The following is a 20,924-nucleotide window of genomic DNA, read 5'->3' on the forward strand; positions in this document are numbered from 1 at the left end:
TGCGCGGCGTCCGGGAACATGACGGGAAGCAATCACGAGACTTGACCATGAGACACAATCTGACAATGACCGCCGCCCCCTCGCAAGACGTCGAAACGGGGCTGGCGAAAGCCCGCGCGGCGCTGGTCTGGGCCATCGAAAGCGCTGCGGCGCTGCTGGTCGCCGTGGAGACGGTGATTCTGTTCAGCGGCGTCGTCGCGCGCTACATATTCCAGCATCCGCTCGACTGGTCGGATGAACTCGGCTCGCTGCTGTTTCTGTGGCTCGCGATGCTGGGCGCGGTTATCGCCTTCTGGCGCGGTAACCACATGCGGATGACGGTGCTGGTCGACCGTGCGTCACCCACGCTGCGCGCGATGCTCGATGTATTCGCGATCGCCGCCGCACTCGTGTTCCTGCTGCTGATCGTGCTACCGACATGGAGTTACGCGAACGATGCGATCGACGTTACGTCTCCCGCGCTCCAGATTTCGACGGTATGGCGAGCCGCCGCGCTGCCGGTCGGCGCCGTGCTGCTGGTGATATCGAGCGTGATTCAGCTCGCGCAGGTGGCTCAGCGGCGCACGGTGCTGCTGGCGATCATGGGCATCGCGTTGCTCGCCGGCGCGCTATATACGCTCCAGCCGGTGTTCGAGAATCTCGGCAACCTGAATCTGGTGATCTTCTTCGTCGTCATCGTCGCGATCGGTATCTTTTCCGGCGTGCCGATCGCGTTCACGTTCGGTATCGCGACGTTCGCCTATCTGGCGTTGACGACCAGCGTGCCGCTGACCGTGGTGGTCGGCCGGATGGACGAAGGCATGTCGCATCCGATCCTGCTGGCCGTGCCGCTCTTCGTGTTCCTCGGTTATCTGATGGAGATGACCGGCATCGCCGCCGCGCTCGTCAATTTTCTCGCGCAGGCGCTGGGTCCGGTTCGCGGCGGGCTGTCGTATGCGCTCGTCGGCGCAATGTATCTGCTGTCAGGAATTTCAGGTTCAAAAGTCGCCGACATGGCAGCGGTCGCGCCGGTTCTGTTTCCCGAGATGAAGCGGCGCGGCTCGGATCCGGGCGAACTGGTTGCGTTGCTGGCCGCGACCGGCGCGCAAACCGAGACGATTCCACCTGGCATTGTGCTGATCACGATTGGTTCGGTTACCGGAGTATCGATTACCGCGCTTTTCACCGGCGGCCTGATGCCGGCGATCGCGCTAGGCCTCGCGCTGTGCGCGGTGGTGTGGTATCGGCACCGCAAGCATGCGCCCGACACGGTGGGTCGCATTGACGTGCGGCGTCTTCTGAAAACCTTCGTGATTGCGCTACCGGCGCTTGCGCTGCCCGTGGTGATTCGTGGCGCGGTGGTGGAAGGCGTGGCGACCGCGACCGAAGTGTCTACGGTCGGCGTGATGTATTCGCTGATCGTCGGCTTGCTCATCTATCGCAAGTTCGAATGGCGCCGGATGCGGCCAATGATGATCCAGACAGCCGCGCTGTCGGGCTCGATTCTGCTGATCATCGGCACGGCGACGGCGATGGCATGGGCGCTGACGCAATCGGGATTCTCGATCGAACTCGCCGCTGCGATGGCAGCGCTGCCCGGCGGCGCGCCGACCTTTCTTGCGGTGTCGGTGATCGCGTTCATCGTGCTCGGCAGCGTGCTCGAAGGCATTCCGGCAGTGGTGCTGTTCGGACCGCTGCTGTTTCCGATCGCGCGCACCATGGGCATCAGCGAAGTTCACTACGCGATCGTTGTGGTGCTTTCGATGGGGATCGGGCTGTTCGCACCACCGTTCGGTGTCGGTTACTACTCGGCCTGTGTGATCGGCGGCGTGGATCCGTCGAGCGCGATGCGCAAGATCTGGCCGTATCTGGCGGCGCTCCTCGTAGGCATCGCCGTCGTCACGGCCGTGCCGTGGTTCTCAGTCGGATTTCTCTAATGCGAGCCCGTGCCGTTCATCGGCGCGGTGTCGCCGGCGCCTTCCTTGCGCAGCCACGCGACGAGCGCCTGCAGGTCTTTCGACGAGCGCAGGCTGGGCGCGATCCACAACACGATGTTGTACTCCCCTTCTTCGAAGCCATACGGCGCGACGAGCCGCCCCGAGCCGATCTCCTCCTCGACCATCATGCGCGGAGCGATCGCGATGCCAAGCCCGCACGACGCCGCCTGGATCATCAGATAGAAATGTTCGTAGACGTCGTGCGGCATCACGTCGAGATCCTGCCGCCCCACGCGCGCAAGCCAGTCGCGCCATGCCCGTGGCCGCGTCTTGGTGGCCAGGATGCGCATTTTCAGCAGATCGTCGAGGCCACGCTCACCGTGCTTTTCGAAGAATCCGGGCGCGCAGACAAGTCCTGTCTCTTCCTTCATCAGATGCTTGACGATCACGTCCTGCGGCGGCGCCAGCATGTCGTTGCGGATCGCGACGCTGACCTCCTCGCGCGCGAGATCCAGCGGCCCGTAGTTGACGTTCAGCAGCACTTCGACATCCGGATACGCCTGCTTGAACCGCGCAAGCCGCGGAATCAGCCAGTACATCATGATCGTTGCGGAACACGACACGGTCAGCGGGCCGGGCTGCAACTGCTGCACGCTCGCGTTGATCAGTTGAAATCCTTCGGACAGGCTGACCGCAAGCCGCCTGCCTTCGGACGTGGGTTCGACCGACTGTCCGAGGCGCTTGAGCAGCGTGATCGAGAAAATCGTTTCGAGCGATTGAATGTGACGGCTAACGGCGCCGGGCGTCACCCCCAGTTCGTTGGCGGCAAGCGTCATGCTGCCGAGCCTGACGGAAGCTTCAAAGGCTCTAAGGGCGTTTAGCGATGGACGAAGCACTGACATTGGGAATGGAAGTAAGCGATGGAAAACGAAGTGTTTAAATCGAAATGAATCTCGTCAGTTATTCTAACCATCTGCATTGCGTTTTTCTCACGGCTTGCCGAAAAAAAGTCGATTGTCTGCTTGCTACGCGGATCCTAGACTCGTCGCAAGTCATGCAAAGCTTTTCGCAACCGGACCAAGGAGAACACCATGCCTGACATCGAGGCGCGCCTGCGCTCGCCTGGCGTAGCAACGGGAATCGCATCATGAGCCAGGATCGCGTCGTAGCCCGTTATCTTGTCGAATCGCCGTACCCTCTCGGACATGCGGCCGAGCTGATCGCCGGCGAACAGTCGAGCGGCACCTTCGTTACAGTGCCGGGCGAAACCGCCGAACTCAAGGAGCGCTTCGGCGCGCAAGTCGTCAGCATCACGCCGCTCGAAACGGTCGATGCGCCGGCACTGCCCGGCTGCACGCCGGCGCGCTCGTCCGGCCCGGTACGTTATCAACGCGGCGAGATCGCGATCTCTTTTCCGCTACACAACTTCGGGCCGTCGCTGCCGAACCTGTTCACCACCGTCGCGGGCAATCTGTATGAATTGCAGCAACTGTCAGGCTTGAGGCTGCTCGACCTCGATCTGCCCGATGCGTTCGGCGCACGTTATCCGGGGCCGGCCTTCGGCATCGAAGGCACGCGCAAACTGGTCGATGTGTACGACCGCGCGTTGATCGGCACGATCGTCAAACCGAGCATCGGTCTCTCGACGCAGGAGTTGCGCGTTCGGGTGCGCGAACTCGCGCTAGCGGGTCTCGACTTCATCAAGGATGATGAACTATGCGGCAACCCGCCGTATGCGCCGCTCGCCGAACGGGTCGCCGCGGTGATGGACGAGATCGAACGCGCGGCGGACGAGACCGGCAAGAAGGTGATGTACGCGTTCAACATCACCGGCGACATCGATGAACTGCGGCGCGGCCACGACCTCGTGCTCGAACACGGCGGCAACTGCGTGATGGTGGCGGTCAACAGCATCGGCTTCGCGGGCGTAGCGTGGCTGCGCCGTCATAGCGCACTGCCGATTCACGGCCACCGCGCGACGATCGGCGCGCTGTCGCGCTGCCCGCTGCTCGGCGTGGGCTTTACCGCGTACCAGAAGCTCGCGCGTCTCGCCGGCGTTGACCATCTGCATGTCGGCGGAATCGACAGCAAGTTTTATCAGGCGAACGAAGAGGTGACGCAGTCGATCAAGGACTGCCTCACGCCGATGTTCGGCGGCTATACGGTGATGCCAGCGGTGTCGTCCGCACAGTGGGCCGGCTCGGCCATCACCACGTATGCGGCGACCGGCACCGTCGATTTGTTGCATATGGCGGGCGGCGGCATCATGGCGCATCCGCATGGCGTCACTGCGGGGGTGCGCAGCATGCAGCAGGGGTGGGAAGCGGCGCTTGCCGGCGCCGACCTCACCGAGTACGCGAGCTCGCGGCCTGAATTGCGGGCGGCGATCGACAAATTCGGCAAGTAGGCTGCAGGCGCCGCTAACGGATACCGGCATCGACACCACAATCAGCAAAGACGGATCAGGAGACAGGCAATGAAACTTACTGCGGAACAACATCAACAGTTCGACGACAACGGCTTTCTGCTCGTGCCGGACGTGTTCTCGCTCGACGAAGTAATCGCGCTGCGCGACGAATCGAACGCGATCTTCCAGCACCATCGGCCGGAAATCTGGCGCGAGAAAAACGGCGAGCCGCGCACCGCGTTCGGCTGCCATGAATACAACGAGGTATTTCGCGCGCTGACGTTGGACAGCCGGCTCGTCAAACCAGTCGAACAGATCATCGGTGAGCAGTTGTATATCCACCAGTTCAAGGTCAATCCAAAAGTCGCGTTCGAGGGCGACACCTTCCCGTGGCACCAGGACTTCGTGACCTGGCATGAAGACGACGGCATGCCTGAAGCCCGCGCGATGAACGCCGCGATCTTTCTCGACGACGTCCACGCGTCCAACGGGGCGCTGATGTTTGTGCTGGGTAGCCACAAGGAAGGCATGATCTACGCGGAAGACGTCAACGGCCGCCGCTGGCTCGAACGCAAGGACGTGGTGCGCCTGATCCGCTCCGGCGACGACATCGCGATCGCCGAGGGCCGCGCGGGCAGCGTGCTGCTGTTCCACGGCGACGTCGTGCATGGTTCGGCGGGCAACATCACGCCGCTGCCGCGCCGCATCCTGTACGTCACCTATTCGGCGCTGTCGAACCATCTGCTCCGGCCGACGCGTCCGCCGTATATCGCGCACCGGTCCTTCGAGCCGATTGTCGCGGTGGAACGGGCGGTCCAGCACGCGACCGCGCATCACACGGCCTGAACCGCGAGACACGGCCGATGCGAGAGCCCATCTGTTTCTACGGCGACGACTTCACGGGCGCCGCCGCGAACCTGCTTGAGTTTCATTGCCGCGGACTGCGCGGCGTGCTGTTCGTCGATACGCCGAGCGCCGCGCAACTCACCGCTTACCGTGGTAATGCGGACGTGATCGGCATCGCTGGCGTGAGCCGCTCGCTCGCGCCGGCGGCGATGGAGCGCGAAGTGCGGCCCGCATTCGAACTGTTCCGCACGATGGGGGCGCGCCTGATCCAGTACAAGATCTGCGCGACGTTCGATTCGTCGCCTGTGCGCGGCAACTTCGGCACCGTGCTCGAACTGGCGCGCACGCTGTTCGGCACGCGCACGATACCGATCGTGCCAGCCCATCCGGACTTCGGCCGCTACACGGTATTCGGCAATCACTTTTCCGTCTATCAGGGCAGCGTGTTCCGGCTCGATCGCCACCCGAGCATGGCGAACCATCCGGCCACGCCGATGCACGAGGCGGATCTGCGCAGGCATCTGGCCGCGCAGACAGCGCTGCCGATCGCGCTGTGCGATCTGCCGTCGCTGCGTGCGGCGAGCGACGGCGCGCTCGACGACCTGCTGGCGAGCTCCGATGCGGCGGCGACCGTATTCGACGCGATCGAGCGGCGCGACCTTGTAACCGTCGCGCGCGCGGTGTGGCGGGCGTCGCGGCAACAGCCGCTGTTCACGCTGTCGGCGCACGGTTTCGCCGCGGGCCTCGGCAGTCATCTCGCCGAACTCGGCGAGACCGGCACGGTGAGCCACGCGCCGCAAAAGCCGGTGGAAAGCCTCGTCGTGCTATCGGGAAGTTGCTCGCCGCGCACGGCGTCGCAGATCGCGTATGCGCAGGCGCATGGGTGGCGCACGCTGCGACTGCCAGTCGAAAAGTTCGGCACACAGGACGAAACGCAGGTCGTCGAACAACTTGTCGCCGAGATTCTCGACGCGCTCGCCGCGCGGCGCAGCATCATCGTCTATGCGGCCGCCGGTCCCGACGATGCGTCGATCGCCGCGGGCCGCAGCGTGTTCGACAGCATGGCCAGCGAATCGTCGGCGGTGATCGGCGCCGTGTATGGCGCTGTATTGCGGCGTGTCGTAGCGAGCCGGCGCCTGCCGCGCGTTGTACTCGCAGGTGGCGATACGTCGAGCCAGACGATGCGCCGACTCGGCGTCGACGCATTGACGATCGACGCGGTCAACACTGCGACCAACGAAGCCTTCATGCGGGTCCGCGCGCAGGGCAGCCCGTTCGATGGCATGCAGGTACTGCTCAAGGCCGGGCAGAACGGCACCGACGACTACTTAGGCCGCGCGCTCGAAGGCGACGGCTGGGTGTGAGCGGACACCGTTGCGCGCATCTGCCTGGCGCCCCACCCGTTTTTATTCCTTCATACCATCGGCATCGAGAGGCGTTCGAATGAATACATTGCACCCCGCCACGGGCGTCATCGGACTTGGCGCGATGGGCTCGGGCATCGCGCGCTCGCTGCTGCGCGCCGGCTTCGCGACTCACGTATGCGACGCGCGCGCGGCCGCTGTCGAAAGCTTTATCGCCGACGGCGCGACCGGCTGCGCAAATCCGGCCGAGCTGGCCGCACGGTGCGACGTGGTGATCAGCGTGGTGGTCGATGCCGCGCAGACCGAGCAGGTGCTGTTCGGCCCGGCTGGCTGCGCCGCGGTGATGAAACCCGGCAGCGTGTTCGTAATGTGCAGCACTGTGCCGCCCGACCGCTCGAGCGAATTCGCCGCGCGCATCGCCGAACTCGGCGTGCTGTATCTGGACGCGCCGATCTCCGGCGGCCCCGTCCGCGCGGCGAACGGCGAGCTGACGATGATGACGTCCGGCGTCCCGGCTGCATACGAGCGGTGCGACGTGGTGCTCGAGGCGATCGCCGCCAAGGTGTACCGCCTTGGCCACGAAGCCGGCGCTGGCAGCAAGGTGAAGCTCATCAACCAATTGCTGGCCGGCGTGCACGGCGCGGTCGCCGCCGAAGCGATGGCGCTCGGCCTGCGCGAAGGCGTCGATCCGCATGCGCTGTACGAGGTCATCACGCACAGCGCCGGCAACAGCTGGATGTTCGAGAACCGGATCGCGCATGTACTGGCCGGCGACTATACGCCGCTGTCCGCGGTGGACATCTTCGTCAAGGATCTTGGACTTGTGCTCGATCTGGCGCGCTCGAGCAAGTTTCCGCTGCCGCTGTCGAGCTCCGCGCACCAGATGTTCATGCAGGCGAGTGCGGCCGGTTTTGCGCGCGAAGACGACAGCGCGGTCATCAAGATTTTCCCGGGTATTGAACTGCCACGATGCAAACAGACAGACGGCGATCGCTGATGCATCCTGGCTTCATTCAACGGCTCAATGACACTAGGGACACACTCATGCTTGAAGGAAAAACAGCGCTTATCACCGGTTCCACTGGCGGCATCGGCCTCGGCATCGCGATCGCGCTGGCCAGGGCCGGCGCCAACATTGCGCTAAACGGCCGCGCGGACGACGCGCACGAAGCCACCGCGCAGGTTGCGGCGCACGGCACGCAGGTCGCCTACTTTCGCGCCGATATGGCCGGCCCGATGCAGATCGCGAACATGATGCGCGCCGCCGCGGAACGCTTCGGCCGGATCGACATCGTCATCAACAATGCCGGCATGCAGTACATCGCCGCGACCGAAGATTTCCCGGAGGACCGCTGGGACGCGATGATCGCAGTGAACCTGTCGAGCGCATTTCACACGACCCGTCTCGCGCTGCCGGCGATGAAGGCGGCGAACTGGGGGCGCATCATCAATATAGGTTCGACGCATTCACTCGTCGCATCGCCGAACAAATCGGCCTATGTGGCCGCCAAACACGCAATCATCGGACTGACCAAGGCCGTCGCACTGGAGAACGTAACGAGCGGCGTGACTTGCAATGCGATCTGTCCGGGGATGGTGCTGACGTCGATGGTCGAGCGGCAGATCGCGGCGTTCGCAGCCCAACGAGGCATGTCGCACGATGACGCCACCCATGCGTTTCTGGCCGCGAAGCAGCCGTCGCTGCAGTTCACGACGCCGGAGCAGTTGGGCGCGCTTGCGGTGTTCATATGCTCGCCCGGCGGGGACAATGTGCGCGGCGTGGCGTGGCAGGTCGATGGGGGGTGGACGGCGCAGTGACGGATGCGCCCGACGGTCCGCCTTGTCCGTGCCGTTGTCCGTGCGGTCGGTGATCTATAGCACCTTGCGATCCGTTACCGATCCGCACTTCCATCGCGCACTTCAGATGAAAGCGCCACCCGCGCCCTCGCCCTCGCCCTCGCAAAGTATGCGACGACGACTTGTGGTCACAATACGCGATCACGCCACCCGTGAAGAGCAGCGTGACGCCAAGATGCATTTCACGCGATACCAGGGCGCCGTGGCCGCAACATAATCGTCACGAAACTGGTATGAGCGCGCTCTGAAGTCCGCGTCGTATTTCATTGATGTCTCCTGTATCTGAGCGATGCTGGCGCGCTTTTGCGCCTGCTGGAATGTATTAGGCCGGCTCACGAGCGGCGTCGTTATCGAGCTTGCCGCGTGTCTCCGGCACGACGAACGCCCCCGCGAGGAAAATCACGCTGATCGCACCGGCGAAGATCGCGAGGGTCATCGGCAACTGGCTGGCGTCTTTCGCCACCAGCGAGACGGCGGTCGGCATCATCCCGCCGATCGCGAAGCCGATGTTCCATGACAGCCCCGTGCCGGTAGCGCGAATCGCGGTCGGAAAGCGTTCGTTCAGGAAGATCAGAAGCGGCGCGTAACCGGCGCTACCGAGCGCGCTCAGAATCACCGCGTAAACGCCGATTATCGTGATGCTTTGCGCCGTGGGCAGCAGCAGGAACAGCGCAGGCAGCGCGAACAGGCGAATCAGGCCTATCCAGACGAACGCGCTCTTGCGTCCGATGAAGGTGCTCAGATGTCCCGCCGCGATGGACGCGATGAGCACCGCGACGCTGGAGATCATGAGAATCGCGGCCGCGGCGCCGTTCGGTGCGTGGCTCACCACCTTGAGGAAGGTCGGCAGGTAGCCGGACGTGAGGTAATAACCGCTGCCACCACCGATCGTCAGCAGCAGATTGACGAACAGAATCGAGCGATAGTCGCGTGAAAACAGCGTGCGGATCGGCGAGCGCACGACCTCGACCGGCGCGCCTGTGTTCTGCATTGCGGCCATGGCGGCCTTCTCGGCGGCCAGCTTCTTCCACAGCGGCGACTCTTCCAGACTACTGAAGACGAACAAGCCGAGAATCGAGCTGACGATGCCGGTGAAGAACATGCAGCGCCAGCCCCACACGTCGAACAGGTCGCCCGGGAAGATCGCCGACATCGCCAGATAGGCGAGCGATGCGAGCAATGCGCCGAGTCCCGCCCCGCCACCACCGATCAGCCCCGACACGGCGCCGCGATATTTCGGCGCAACCGATTCGGTGCCGATGGTGTGCGTCGACGCCACCACGCCGCCGACGAATACGCCTTGTATCAAACGCAGCATCAGGAACAGGATCGGCGCGACCAGGCCGACTTGCGCGACCGTCGGCAGCAAGCCGAAGGCTGCCGTCGAGAGCCCCACGCCGACCACCGCAGTGATCATTGCGCCCTTGCGTCCGTGCCGGTCCGCGTAGGAGCCGAACCATGCCGAGCCAAGCGGGCGCATCAGCAGGGTCACGGCAAACGATGCATAGACCGCAGCCAGCGAGAGCATGGCGTGTTCGGACGGAAAGAACAATCGTCCAACTACCGGGGCGACGAACAGCAAGACGAACAGATCGAACAAATCCAGTGCCCAACCGAGGCACGAGGCCACTACTGCACCCATCACTTGCCGCTGGTTTACCGCGGGCAAGGCGGCGCCATTCTGCGCTGCTACGGACATCGTCATCTCCTTGAATTTCAGCGGGACGTCTTTTGATCGTCCCTGTTTTAAGGCACGTTCTGGATTGCGTGCTGGTAGTGGTGCTAAAAAAGCTTTATCGACCGGCCACCGGGAGCGCCGTCGTGCTCGACGCTGAGGCCGGGTAACCTCGCGCCAGCATCGCGTCGGCGATCTTTTCGGCCATCATGATGGTCGGGATATTCGTATTCGCGGAGGGCAGCCGTGGCATCAGTGACGCATCGACGACCCGCAAGCCCTGCGTGCCACGCACGCGGCCCGCGTTGTCCGTCACAGCCATGAGATCGTTCACATCGCCCATCTTGCAGGTGCCGCTCGCGTGCCATACGCCGAACACATTGGCGCGAATGAACGCCTCGAGCGCGTGCTCATCGGCAAGCAGTGCGGACATTTGGTGGCCTCGCGTGAAAAACCGTTCGATCAACGCCCGCCGGATCGGCGCTGGTGTGTCGAGCAACATGCCGAGCATCGAGGTCAGCGCGGCGTTGCGGGTTCCAACGCGGCTAAGCGCCTTGACCCACGGCGAAAACGCCGCGGGAAAAAAGTCGCGTGGATCGTGACCGAGCCCCGAGTCCGCGACGATTTTCGCCAGCATTCGTACGCCGACAGCGAGGCGCGCGACATCGCGTGGATCGTCGAGCAGATTCAGATCGACGCGTGGCGGCACTGCGGGGTCGGGTGAAACGAGTCGCACATGGCCGCGAGAATACGGGCGGTTGCACCAGAGAAAGAACAACCCGAGCCGGTTGCCGAGCGCATGCCATGCGGCACGAGTCGCACTCGACAGATACAGGTCGGACACATCGCACCCTGCAACGCCCGAGGTGAAACGCGCGGCCGTCATGCTCGCGCGGCGCCGCGACAAAGGCATGCGATAACGTCGCTCGAGAAAATGGCAGAAGGTCAGCGACGGATGATCCTGGAGATTACGCCCCACGCCCGGCAGATCGACCAGGCATCCGATGCCGAGATCGTCGAGTTCATGCTTCGAGCCGATGCCCGCGCGCATCAACAGCGCGGGCGACTGAAGCGCGCCCGCGCTTACGATCACTTCGTTCGCGTCCAATTGCACGTGCTCGCCGTTGGGCGCGACTGCCACCACGCCTTGCGCAGCGGTGCCTTGCATCACGATGCGCTCGACCCGCAGGTTCGAATACACGGTGAGATTGGGCTGCTTGCGTGTCGCTTCGTCGAGATAGGCGACAGCGGTGGACACGCGCTTGTCGTCGAGATTCGAGAACGCGCCGGGAAAGTAGCCGTCACCGAATTCGCCGTTCTGGTCCTGCAGGCTGGCGAAGCCGTTCTTACGCATCCCGTCGGCAAACGCATGGCAGAACGGCGGCCAGTCGGCCTGAAGGACACGGCGAATCGGTACCGGCCCATCGCCGCCGTGCAATTCGCCTTCCGGGAAATTCACGTCTCGTTCGAGCTTGCGGAAATACGGCAGCACGTCCTGCCAGGCCCAGCCGGTTGCGCCATTGGCGGCCCAACCGTCGTAGTCGCGCGGCAGGCCGCGATTGGCCGATTGCACGTTGATACTCGATCCGCCACCCATTACGCGCGCTTGCTCATACACACGCGGTGCGGCCGTTCGGGTCGCGCTCGCTTTGAGCTCCGGCCAGATGTACGTGTCGCCACAGAAGACTGGCATGGGATAGCTGTCGAGAATCGCCGCGGGCACGGCACCCGGCGGCGTATCCTTGCCCGCCTCGATCAACGCGACGCGCAACGACGGTACCGCCGATAACCGATGCGCAAGCACACATCCGGCCGATCCACCGCCCACAATCACGTAATCGAAACGATCCATATGCCTTGTCTCCTGCGGTCTTTTATTCGCTACGGGGTGTTGCGGCTATGTTGTGCTGCGTTCGGTTCAACTGCCCCGAAACACCGGCTTGCGTTTGCCATGAAACGCTTCGACCCCCTCGCGGAAATCGTCGGACGTGCGCAGACGGCTATAGCAATGCCCTTCGAGTTCGATCGCGATCGAGAGCGGCGCATCTTCGCTATCGTTCAGCAGCTTCTTGGCGGTGCGTTGCGCGAGCGGCGAGAAGGCCCGCAGTTCTTCCACCAACGCATCGGTCGTGGCTTCGAGTTGCGCATCGGCCACGCACTCCACCGCGATGCCCCAGTCGTAGGCCTGCTTACCCGGAATGCGGCGCGAGCGCATGACGATGTCCTTGGTTCGGCCGACGCCGACCATCTGCTGCAAACGCGCCGAGCCGCCCGAGCCCGGGATCTGGCCGAGCTTCTGTTCCGGCAGTGCGTAGAAGGTCGTGTCGGTAGCGATGCGGAAATCGCACGCGAGCGACAGTTCGAAACCCACGCCGAAGCAGAAACCGCGATTGGCGGCGATCACCGGCTTCGAACAGCGCGCGGGTGCCGCGATATTCCAGGCGAGTTTGGACACGTGTTCCGGCGACGCCTCGAGAAAGCCCTTGATGTCGCCGCCGCTCGAGAAGTGTTCACCCGTGGCGCGCACGACGATCACGCGCACGCGCTCGTCTTCGTCGAGTGCTTCGAAGGCCGCACGCAACTGGTCGCGTGCATGCATCGAAATCACGTTAAACGGCGGGCGATGCAGGACAATGTCGGCCCGCTCGCGTTCGGCGTCGATCTCTATCGAAAAGCCGTCGAGTTCTTGCAGCAGGCTCTGGCCGCGGTGGATCAAGTCGGTCATGGGGTTACTCCTTGGTAGTTTCCGTGTGTGTGGCAATGAATTCGCCGCTGGCGCGGCTGTCGTTGCCGTCGTTACCGTCGTGAGGCTGACCACGTTCGTCGCGTTCGTACTCGCCCGCGGACAGCTTGCGGCGCAAAATCTTGCCAACCGGCGATTTCGGAATGTCGTCAACGAAGACGTATTCGCGCGGCCGCTTGAAGTTGACGAGATCGGACGTGCGGCAATACGCATCGAGCGTTTCGGCATCGACGTATTCGCGGCGTTTGACGAAGGCGACGACCCGTTGGCCCCACCGCTCGTCTTTCACGCCTGCCACCGCCACGTCGTCGACGGCGGGATGCAGAGACAGCACCGATTCGATATCGACCGGCGAAATATTCTCGCCGCCGCTAATGATCATGTCGTCGACGCGTCCCGACACGTACAGGTCGCCTTCGACGTCGAAGAAGCCGGTGTCGCCGGTGAAATACCAGCCGTCGCGCAGTGACCTGGCGTTGGCGTCGGGGCGGTTCCAGTAGCCTTCGAAAGCTTCGTCGCCGAGCAGGTCGGCGATGATCTGGCCTTCTTCGCCAGCCTGTGCCAGATCCTCCGGCGTTTGCGCATCGAGCTTCACGACACGCAGGCGCGTATTGATGCCAGCACGCCCTGCACTGCCCGGTTTCTGCGTTGCGTCCTGATCGATGCTGAAGGTGTAGACCTCGGACGAGCCGTAGTGATTGACGAACAGTTCGGGTTTGAAAGCAGCCGAGAGCCGCTTGAGCAAACCGTCGTTCATCGGTGCGCCGGCAAAGCCGAGCTTTTTGACCGAGGTCATGTCGATATCGGCGAAAGCCGGATCGGCCAGCAGATCGTGATAAAGCGTCGGCACCAGATAAAGACAGCTGATCTGATACTGCGCGATTGAATCGAGCGCGAAGCGCGCGTTCCAGCGGCGTGCGCAAACGAACACGCCGTCAACCATTGCCATCGAGAGCAGCGAGCGCACGCCCATCGTGTGATACAACGGCATCACCCCGAGCGTGCGCTCGCCATGCCGGTACAGGTTCTGCGCGACATGGGCGAGCGCGGCAGCCCGCTCATGACGGTGACGGCGCGGCACGCCTTTGGCCTTACCTGTCGTGCCCGACGTGTAGAGAATCAGCGAGTAGTCGTCCGCATTCGCACGAGTGGTCTGGATGCTTGCATCATGCGAGCACTCGACAAGGAGAGTTGAGAATCTGGCGGTGTGGCCTTGCGCGTCGTCGAGCCCGATGCGCGGCAGATTCTGCGCAGCCGTGCTTTGCGTGACCGCTTCGGCACTGGCCGGTTCATAGACGATCGCCTTCACGCCGGCATCGGTCACGCAGTAGTCGAGTTCGTCAGGCTTGGCGCGCCAGTTCAACGGCACGATCACGATGCCGGCGAACTGGCAGGCCCAGTGTAAGGTTGCCATTTCCCAGCGGTTTTGCAGCACGACGAGCAGCCGGTCCCCGTGCGCGAGACCCAGTTCGCGCAGGCCTTCGGCGACGTTCACAATGATGCGATGCCACTGCGCATAAGTCAGCGTCAGGCCGCCATCGACCAGAGCGAGCGCGTTCGGGCTGCGCTCCACGCTTTGCAGATAGGTTCGACCGAGATCAAGCATGAGCGGTCTCCACAGTCTCACCGGCCTGCTTGCCTGCCTGACGTCTTGCCGCCACGTCCAACACCGCTGCGACGATCGGCGTATAACCCGTACAGCGGCACAGATGGCCCGAGAGCATGTCGCGCACCTGCGCCTCGGTGGGATCGGGCACGCGCTTCAGATAGTCCGCGCACGACATCAGAATGCCGGCCGTACAGAAGCCACACTGCAACGCGTGGTGGCGTTGAAACGCCTGCTGCAGATCGCCGAGCACGATATCGGGCGCGAGGCCCTCGACCGTATCGATGCGACGCCCTTGCGCCTGCACCGCCAGCATCAGGCAAGAACGCCCTGCCACGCCGTCGATGTGTACCGTGCACGCGCCGCAGACGCCATGTTCGCAACCGACATGCGTGCCAGTCGCGCCCAGTTCGTGACGGATAAAATCCGACAGCAGTTCGCGTGGCTCGCAATAGCCGCTGCGTTCGCGGCCATTGAGCGTCAGCGTGATGCACTGCCGGTCGCCTTGCCGCATGATGTTGTCTTTGGATGTGTTGCTCACTTTGCCTCCTCGATCACGCGCCATCCGAGTTGCCGGACCAGATGCCGGCGATAGGTCGCGCTAATATGCGCGTCGTCCTGCGCGCCCAGCTTCCAGCTCAAATCGTTCAACGCACTGCGTAGGTCTTCGCCGTGCAAATGGGGCCATTGTTCGACCATGGGCCGATCCGCGACGCCACCCACGGCGAGACGGATCGAGTCGTTCGTCACCACCGCCGCGCACGCCACGATCGCGAAATCGCCATGACGTGCGGAGAATTCCGTGAAGCCGTAGCGTTCGCCAGGCTTCTTCAGCGGAAAGCGCACAGCTTCAACCAACTCGTCCGGTTCGCGCGCGGTCATCAACATGCCCTGGAAAAAGGCCTCGGCCGTCAACACACGCTTGTGCTTTTTCGAGCGCAGCATCACCTCGCCGCCGAGCGCTGCCAGCACCAGGGGCAATTCCGCGCTCGGATCGGCATGGGCGATCGAGCCGCACACCGTGCCGCGATTGCGAATCTGAAAGTGCGAAATGTGCGGGAAAGCCATCGCCAGCAGAGGCACTTCGTCGCGCAGTGACGCGCGCCATTCGACGCTGCCCTGCGTGGCAGCCGCGCCCACGATCAGCCGGCCTGCTTCGTTATCGACGCGCACCGCGTTCAGTTCGTCCGTGCGCGAGATATCGACCAGCATGCGCGGCTGCGCAAGCCGCATGTTCAGCACCGCCATCAGCGACTGCCCCCCGGCCAGCACGCGGGCGTCTTCGCCGTTTTGCGCGAGTGCGTCGAGCGCGTCCTGCGTGTTCATCGCGCGCAGATAATCGAACGGCGCGGGTTTCATACCTGTCTCCTGAAACGTGCGAGCAACCGCGATAGCCACCCGCCTCCGGTTTTCACCGGTTTGCCTGCGGCCTGGCGTCCAAGCGATTCGAACAGTTGCCGCAAGACGACCTTGGCCGCCCCTTCGAGCATCCGTCCGCCGACGGCTGCGACCTTGCCCGACACCTGGGCTTCGTAGTCATAGGAAAGACGCGTACCGCTTGCGATCGGCGTCAACTCGACGAGGCCGCTGCCGCGCGCGCTGCCGAGCGACGACATGCCCGCACCCGCCAAACGCAGCCGATGTGGCGCGTCGATTTCCGACAGCCCGATCTTCGCTTCGAAGCGCGCCTTGATCATGCCCACGCCAACCGTCACGTCGGCGCGATACCGGTTCGTGCCTTCGGCCTCGAGCGCGTGGCAACCCGGTATCACTTTGGCGAGCGCGTCCGGATCGAGCAGCACGGCGAAAATGGCTTCCGGCGACGCCGGCAAATCGACGCTGCCTTGCGCGGTCAGCGCCTTGCCGCCGCCGGGCATCGCCGGTTTCGCCGATGGCGTGTCACGCAACTCGGGACGCGACGGCGCGGGGTCGTCGATACCGATGAGCGCCATGACCTTCGAAGGCGTCAACGGCAGACGGATATCGTCGACGCCGAGCGCGTCCGCCACCGCATTCGCGATGCACGGCGGCGTGCTCATGTTGTTGCCCTCGCCGAGGCCTTTCGCGCCCAACGGCGTGAACGGACTCGGCGTTTCCAGATGCACGATCACCGGATCGGGCACTTCGCAGGTGGTCGGCATCAGATAATCGGCGAGCGTGCCCGACTGGAAGCTGCCATCCGCGCCGTAGCGGAATTCCTCCATCAACGCCGCGCCGAGACCTTGCGCGAACGCGCCGCGAATCTGGCCATCGGCGAGCGCGGGGTTCAGCAGCGTGCCGGCGTCGTGCGCGGTGACATATCGGTCGATCCGCACGCGGCCCGTGGCGCGGTCCACTTCCACTCCGCACATGTCGAAGGCAAAACCGTAAGCCGCCGACGTGTTGATGCGATCGTTCTCGTCCGGCGCCGCCATGTTCGGCGGATTCCAGAACACGGTCTCACGCAGGCCGGGCTCCTCGCCTTCGGGCAAGAGCGCGGGCGCCCAATGTGGCGCATTGGCGGCGACGCGGCCGAACGGCTGCGCGCGATCCTCTGCTCCCCTGGCATAAATGCGGCCGCCTTCGAAACGGACATCTTCCGGCGCGCAATCCAACTGCTTCGACACGATGCGCGCGACCTTGTCGCGTACGCGCATGGCCGCCAGATGCACCGTGCCCGCCACCGCGCCGGCAAAGCGGCTCGAGTAGTTGCCCGCCGCCACCGACCACGCGTCCTTATGCGTATCGAACTCGACGTTGACGACGACGTCTTGCGGCGAGACGCCGAGCACATCCGCGACCACCTGCGCGCACACCGTCATATGCCCCTGGCCCGCGGGCGTCGACGCGATCGTCACCACCACGCCGCCTAGCAGATCGACGCTAACCGTGGCGCTCGCGATCGCGCCGCTCTTCGGGCCGGCCTTCCTGCGCGCGTCGGCAGGCATCACCGTCGTGATATAGCCCATGTTCGACACCGACGGCTCGACGATTGCCGCGAAGCCGATGCCGTACAGCCGCCCTTCCTTGCGCGCCGCCTCGCGGCGCGCAAGCAGTTCGTCGTAGCCGCCTTCGGCGAGCGCGCGCCGTTGCGCTTCCTGATAGTTGCCCGAGTCGAGCACGGCGCCTGCGGCGGCACGATAGGGAAAGGCATCCGCGGCGACGAAGTTGCGGCGGTACACGTCGAGCACATCCAGCTTCAACTCAAGCGCGATGCGTTGCATCAACCGTTCGAGCGCGAAGTAAACCTGCGGGCCGCCGAAGCCGCGCACGAGACCCGTCGGCGTCTTATTGGTCAGCACGACGCGATTGCGCACCAGCAGATTGTCGATGGCATACGCGCCTGTCAGGCAGCCATGCATCCGGTAGAAGGTCGCCGGTTCCGGCGCGCGCAGATAGCCGCCGCAATCTTCAAGTTGATCGTATGAGAGCGCGGTAATACGGCCGTCGCTTTCGACAGCCGCCTCAAGCGTCGACAGGCGTGCCGTCGCGGAGGTCGCCGCGCTCAGATGTTCGAGCCGGTCCTCGACCCACTTCACCGGCGCGCCGGCCTTGCGTGACGCGAGGCACATCAGCACGACATACGGAAACACCGCCTGCTTCACGCCGAAGCTGCCGCCCGAATCGCGCGGCGCCTTGTGACGCAACCGATTGGCCGGCACGTTCAGCGCCATCGCCATGACCGCGTGCAGCGAGAACGGGCCCATGAAATTCGACGTAACGTCGTAGCCTTCGTCGCCCGCCAGATATTCGGCGATCACCACGCCGCATTCGATCGGCGCACAGGTATTGCGCGGATAATGCGCGACCAGTTTCACGCGATGTGGCGCGTTCTCGAACGCGGCTTCGGGATCGCCATAACGGAAGCGGCGGTCGCTGATCACATTGGTGCCGACCTTTTCATGCAGCACCGTTGATTCCTCGCTCGCCGCCTGTTCGATCATCGTGACCGGATCGAGCGTGGCGTATTCGACCTTGAGAAGATCGAGCCCGTCTTCGGCGATGGCGCGCGATTCCGCCAGCACCACCGCGACAGGTTCGCCGACATAGCGTACGCGGTCCATCGCGAGCGCCCACTGCTCCATCGGCGATTTCACGCCCACCACGAAGGGCCGCGACCACGCGCGAAGGTCGTCGCGCGTCAGGATCGCGCGCACGCCGGGCAGTTTCGACGCGGCGTCGGTATTGATGGCAACGAGTTCTGCATGTGCATGCGGTGAGCGCAGAATCGCCGCATGCAGCGTGCCGGGTCTGGTACCGATGTCGTCGCCATAACGGCCACGGCCCGTCAGGATTGCGGGATCTTCGAGACGCTCCATCGGGCGGCCAAGATGGCGCCGTGTACGCTCTACGCTTTCGTCGCGGGTTGGTTCAACCTCTAGAGTCGCCGCATTGCCTGAGTTGATCATGTCGCGCTGGTTCATTCGTCAGCTCCCTCGCGGCGGCCCGCGAATTCATCGGCGAGTCCGCTCCAACGCTGGGCGATCTCGCGGTGCTCGACGCCGAACAGATCGAGGATCCGGCCGACGGTGTGATCGACCACGTCCTCGATGGTCTTCGGATGCGCGTAGAACGCGGGTACCGGCGGCATCACAATCGCGCCCATCTCGGTGGCGAGCGTCATGTTGCGCAAGTGCGCGAGATTGAGCGGCGTTTCGCGCGCGACCAGCACCAGCCGGCGGCGCTCCTTGAGCATGACGTCGGCGGCGCGCGTGAGCAGGTTGTCGGCGAAACCATTGGCCACGCCCGCGAGCGTTTTCATCGAACACGGCGCAATCACCATTCCCGCGGTGATGAAGGAACCGCTCGCCACTGCCGCGCCGATATCGCGCACGTTGTAGATCACGTCGGCGAGGCTCTCCAGATCGCCGCGCGCCATGCCCAATTCCTGAGCCGCCGTCACGGCGCCGGAGGCCGATACGACCAGATGCGTCTCATGCGTGCCGAGGCGGCGCAGCGCGGCAAGCAGGCGCACGCCGATCAACGCGCCGCTCGCGCCCGAAATGCCCACCACAATCCGCTCACGCTTGTGGTCAGACATGAACGTCACCCAGATAGGTATTTAACGCGGCGTTGTCGCCGGCGACGAGCGCGTCCAGATCCACCGAGTCCTGCCCCGGAATGCGCACGCGCGTGAACACATGCGACGCATAAACCACCGGCCGTGTGGCGTCGAACCCCATCTTCGCGCTGATGCCCTGAATATGCGCCGGGGCATCATCCGGCTGGCCCACCGTGGTCGACGGATCGAGTGGCGAGCCCTGCGCGCCTTCGATCACCACCAGGTCACGATCGGCCTGAAAGCGCGTAGCAACGGCCCATTCGATTTCGGCGGGGTCGTGCACGTTCACGTCGGTATCGACCACCACGACCTGCTTGATGTCGTAATGGGCGCCGAACGCGCACAGGATCACGTTTTTCGCTTCGCCTTCGCGTTTCTTCTCGAACTGGACCCACAGGTGATAACGGCATACGCCGCCGACCGACAGATGCACGTCCTTCACGTTCGGATGGCTGCGCTGCAGATGCGCGAGCAGCGTCGCCTCGCGTGGAATCGCACCGAGCAGCAGATGCTCCATTTCGGCCGGCACAATCGTATGAAAGATCGGATTCCGGCGATGCGTCAGCGCAGTGACTTCGATCACCTCGCGCGCTTCCCGCGCGCTGTAGTACTTCGGGAATTCGCCGAACGGGCCTTCCATCTCACGCACGTTCGGCAGGATGCGCCCTTCAATCACGATCTCTGCGAAGGCCGGCACGTTCACGCCGTTGCTCACGCACTTCACGACCGGCAACGGCGCGCCATGCAGCGCGCCTGCGATCTCCAGCTCGTCGTGATCGATCGGCGTAATCGCCTGCGAGGCGAGCATCGTCAGCGGGTCGACACCAATCACCACGGCAAGATCCAGCGGCTCTCCCGCGGCTTCCGCGGTTCGGTGAAACGCATACAGATGGCGCGGCAGCAGAAGGATCGCCATGCGGTCCGGTCCATGCACCTGGATCCGGTTGATCGATACGTTCTGAACGCCGGTGCGCGGATTGCGCGCAATCACGAGACCGGCGGTAATGTACGGGCCATTATCGTGTTCGCTATGTGTCGGAATGGGCAGCAGCTTGTGTAGATCGATCCCTTGTGTATGGACAACCTGCTGGCACAGCGCGGTATCCGCCGGCACCTCCTGCCACGCGAGCGGATGCTCGGCGGCTTCGCGAAAGCGTTGCAGTAGCTGGTCCTCGCTCACGCCCATCGCTTCGGCGATCCACGCACGCCTCGACATGAAACCGCTGACCACCGGAATCGCATGGCCGCCTGGCTGCACGAATACTGCGGCGCGCGAGCCGTCGAGCTTCTTCGCGATCGCTGCGAGTTCGTGCTCGAGCGCGACGGGCTTTTCGATGGTGGCCACCCGCCCGCTCGCCGACAGGTGCTCGAGCCAGCTTCGCAGCGAGCGGGCGGGATGAGCTCCGGCGCTCAGAGAAACCGTCGTATCGAGGGAAGCGGTACCGCGTGAGCTCATCTACGTCTCCATG

16 protein-coding genes are annotated in these 20,924 nt (G+C 64.0%); 6 read left to right on the plus strand and 10 right to left on the minus strand.

Features of this window, described 5'->3' with window-relative positions; genetic code table 11:
- Positions 1 to 47 precede the first annotated feature (47 nt).
- Positions 48 to 1,916: a TRAP transporter large permease gene (locus P0D84_RS45480; protein WP_408350117.1), complete on the plus strand. Its 1,869-nt coding sequence runs from the start codon at positions 48 to 50 to the stop codon at positions 1,914 to 1,916.
- Here the strand turns inward: P0D84_RS45480 and P0D84_RS45485 are convergent.
- Positions 1,913 to 2,818 (minus strand): LysR substrate-binding domain-containing protein, encoded by a 906-nt coding sequence (locus tag P0D84_RS45485; RefSeq protein WP_408350120.1) that lies wholly within the window; start codon positions 2,816 to 2,818, stop codon positions 1,913 to 1,915. The two genes, P0D84_RS45480 and P0D84_RS45485, sit on opposite strands and share 4 nt — an antisense overlap.
- A 245-nt stretch (positions 2,819 to 3,063) precedes the next feature.
- Between P0D84_RS45485 and P0D84_RS45490 the strand changes: the two genes are divergently transcribed.
- The 5 genes from P0D84_RS45490 to P0D84_RS45510 all read left to right on the plus strand — a co-directional run bounded on the left by P0D84_RS45490 (position 3,064) and on the right by P0D84_RS45510 (position 8,351).
- Entirely contained in the window at positions 3,064 to 4,323 is a 1,260-nt protein-coding gene (locus P0D84_RS45490; protein ID WP_408350123.1) for a ribulose-bisphosphate carboxylase large subunit family protein, read from the plus strand.
- Between the two features lie 69 nt (positions 4,324 to 4,392).
- Positions 4,393 to 5,169 (plus strand): phytanoyl-CoA dioxygenase family protein, encoded by a 777-nt coding sequence (locus tag P0D84_RS45495; protein ID WP_408350126.1) that lies wholly within the window; start codon positions 4,393 to 4,395, stop codon positions 5,167 to 5,169.
- Between the two features lie 17 nt (positions 5,170 to 5,186).
- Entirely contained in the window at positions 5,187 to 6,533 is a 1,347-nt protein-coding gene (locus P0D84_RS45500) for a four-carbon acid sugar kinase family protein (RefSeq protein ID WP_408350129.1), read from the plus strand.
- Positions 6,534 to 6,612: 79 nt separating this feature from the next.
- Complete coding sequence (gene ltnD, locus P0D84_RS45505) at positions 6,613 to 7,530, plus strand: L-threonate dehydrogenase (protein ID WP_408350132.1); 918 nt, start codon at positions 6,613 to 6,615, stop codon at positions 7,528 to 7,530.
- A 47-nt stretch (positions 7,531 to 7,577) separates the two neighbouring features.
- Entirely contained in the window at positions 7,578 to 8,351 is a 774-nt protein-coding gene (locus P0D84_RS45510; RefSeq protein WP_408350135.1) for a 3-hydroxybutyrate dehydrogenase, read from the plus strand.
- A 361-nt stretch (positions 8,352 to 8,712) separates the two neighbouring features.
- Here the strand turns inward: P0D84_RS45510 and P0D84_RS45515 are convergent, their stop codons facing one another.
- The 9 genes from P0D84_RS45515 to P0D84_RS45555 form a co-directional block, all read right to left on the minus strand.
- Entirely contained in the window at positions 8,713 to 10,089 is a 1,377-nt protein-coding gene (locus P0D84_RS45515) for an MFS transporter (protein WP_408350138.1), read from the minus strand.
- A gap of 94 nt (positions 10,090 to 10,183) precedes the next feature.
- Complete coding sequence (locus tag P0D84_RS45520) at positions 10,184 to 11,917, minus strand: GMC family oxidoreductase (protein WP_408350141.1); 1,734 nt, start codon at positions 11,915 to 11,917, stop codon at positions 10,184 to 10,186.
- A 66-nt stretch (positions 11,918 to 11,983) separates the two neighbouring features.
- The gene (locus P0D84_RS45525; protein WP_408350144.1) at positions 11,984 to 12,790 is read right to left on the minus strand and encodes an enoyl-CoA hydratase/isomerase family protein; all 807 of its coding nucleotides are present in this window, start codon (positions 12,788 to 12,790) and stop codon (positions 11,984 to 11,986) included.
- 4 nt (positions 12,791 to 12,794) lie between these two features.
- Positions 12,795 to 14,414, minus strand: coding sequence for an AMP-binding protein (locus P0D84_RS45530; RefSeq protein ID WP_408350147.1), 1,620 nt, complete (start codon positions 14,412 to 14,414; stop codon positions 12,795 to 12,797).
- Positions 14,407 to 14,928 carry a (2Fe-2S)-binding protein gene (locus P0D84_RS45535; protein ID WP_408351898.1) on the minus strand — a complete coding sequence of 174 codons (522 nt, stop codon included), beginning with the start codon at positions 14,926 to 14,928 and terminating at the stop codon, positions 14,407 to 14,409. Before P0D84_RS45535 ends, P0D84_RS45530 begins: the two co-directional genes overlap by 8 nt.
- A gap of 23 nt (positions 14,929 to 14,951) precedes the next feature.
- Positions 14,952 to 15,773, minus strand: a complete 822-nt coding sequence (locus P0D84_RS45540; RefSeq protein WP_408350150.1) for an FAD binding domain-containing protein — start codon at positions 15,771 to 15,773, stop codon at positions 14,952 to 14,954.
- On the minus strand, positions 15,770 to 18,817 hold the full coding sequence (locus tag P0D84_RS45545; protein WP_408350153.1) for a xanthine dehydrogenase family protein molybdopterin-binding subunit: 3,048 nt from the start codon (positions 18,815 to 18,817) through the stop codon (positions 15,770 to 15,772). The genes P0D84_RS45540 and P0D84_RS45545 overlap by 4 nt, the downstream gene beginning before the upstream one ends.
- The gene (locus tag P0D84_RS45550) at positions 18,814 to 19,434 is read right to left on the minus strand and encodes a UbiX family flavin prenyltransferase (protein ID WP_408350156.1); all 621 of its coding nucleotides are present in this window, start codon (positions 19,432 to 19,434) and stop codon (positions 18,814 to 18,816) included. The genes P0D84_RS45545 and P0D84_RS45550 overlap by 4 nt, the downstream gene beginning before the upstream one ends.
- A complete protein-coding gene (locus P0D84_RS45555; protein WP_408350159.1) occupies positions 19,427 to 20,911 on the minus strand; it encodes a UbiD family decarboxylase in 1,485 nt (494 codons plus the stop codon). Before P0D84_RS45555 ends, P0D84_RS45550 begins: the two co-directional genes overlap by 8 nt.
- Positions 20,912 to 20,924 lie beyond the last annotated feature (13 nt).

The sequence above is a fragment of the Paraburkholderia sp. RL17-337-BIB-A genome, from assembly GCF_046025895.1.
Taxonomy (GTDB): Bacteria; Pseudomonadota; Gammaproteobacteria; order Burkholderiales; family Burkholderiaceae; genus Paraburkholderia; species Paraburkholderia fungorum_C.

What these genes read in the sequence shown, in the direction of transcription:
- P0D84_RS45545 (WP_408350153.1), bottom strand. Translation starts at nt 18,817, where the DNA reads ATGAACCAGCGCGACATGATCAACTCAGGCAATGCGGCGACTCTAGAG.
- P0D84_RS45490 (WP_408350123.1), top strand. Translation starts at nt 3,064, where the DNA reads ATGAGCCAGGATCGCGTCGTAGCCCGTTATCTTGTCGAATCGCCGTAC.
- P0D84_RS45540 (WP_408350150.1), bottom strand. Translation starts at nt 15,773, where the DNA reads ATGAAACCCGCGCCGTTCGATTATCTGCGCGCGATGAACACGCAGGAC.
- P0D84_RS45515 (WP_408350138.1), bottom strand. Translation starts at nt 10,089, where the DNA reads ATGTCCGTAGCAGCGCAGAATGGCGCCGCCTTGCCCGCGGTAAACCAG.
- P0D84_RS45500 (WP_408350129.1), top strand. Translation starts at nt 5,187, where the DNA reads ATGCGAGAGCCCATCTGTTTCTACGGCGACGACTTCACGGGCGCCGCC.
- P0D84_RS45530 (WP_408350147.1), bottom strand. Translation starts at nt 14,414, where the DNA reads ATGCTTGATCTCGGTCGAACCTATCTGCAAAGCGTGGAGCGCAGCCCG.
- P0D84_RS45495 (WP_408350126.1), top strand. Translation starts at nt 4,393, where the DNA reads ATGAAACTTACTGCGGAACAACATCAACAGTTCGACGACAACGGCTTT.
- P0D84_RS45480 (WP_408350117.1), top strand. Translation starts at nt 48, where the DNA reads ATGAGACACAATCTGACAATGACCGCCGCCCCCTCGCAAGACGTCGAA.
- P0D84_RS45555 (WP_408350159.1), bottom strand. Translation starts at nt 20,911, where the DNA reads ATGAGCTCACGCGGTACCGCTTCCCTCGATACGACGGTTTCTCTGAGC.
- P0D84_RS45485 (WP_408350120.1), bottom strand. Translation starts at nt 2,818, where the DNA reads ATGTCAGTGCTTCGTCCATCGCTAAACGCCCTTAGAGCCTTTGAAGCT.
- P0D84_RS45535 (WP_408351898.1), bottom strand. Translation starts at nt 14,928, where the DNA reads ATGCGGCAAGGCGACCGGCAGTGCATCACGCTGACGCTCAATGGCCGC.
- P0D84_RS45550 (WP_408350156.1), bottom strand. Translation starts at nt 19,434, where the DNA reads ATGTCTGACCACAAGCGTGAGCGGATTGTGGTGGGCATTTCGGGCGCG.
- P0D84_RS45525 (WP_408350144.1), bottom strand. Translation starts at nt 12,790, where the DNA reads ATGACCGACTTGATCCACCGCGGCCAGAGCCTGCTGCAAGAACTCGAC.
- P0D84_RS45520 (WP_408350141.1), bottom strand. Translation starts at nt 11,917, where the DNA reads ATGGATCGTTTCGATTACGTGATTGTGGGCGGTGGATCGGCCGGATGT.
- ltnD (WP_408350132.1), top strand. Translation starts at nt 6,613, where the DNA reads ATGAATACATTGCACCCCGCCACGGGCGTCATCGGACTTGGCGCGATG.
- P0D84_RS45510 (WP_408350135.1), top strand. Translation starts at nt 7,578, where the DNA reads ATGCTTGAAGGAAAAACAGCGCTTATCACCGGTTCCACTGGCGGCATC.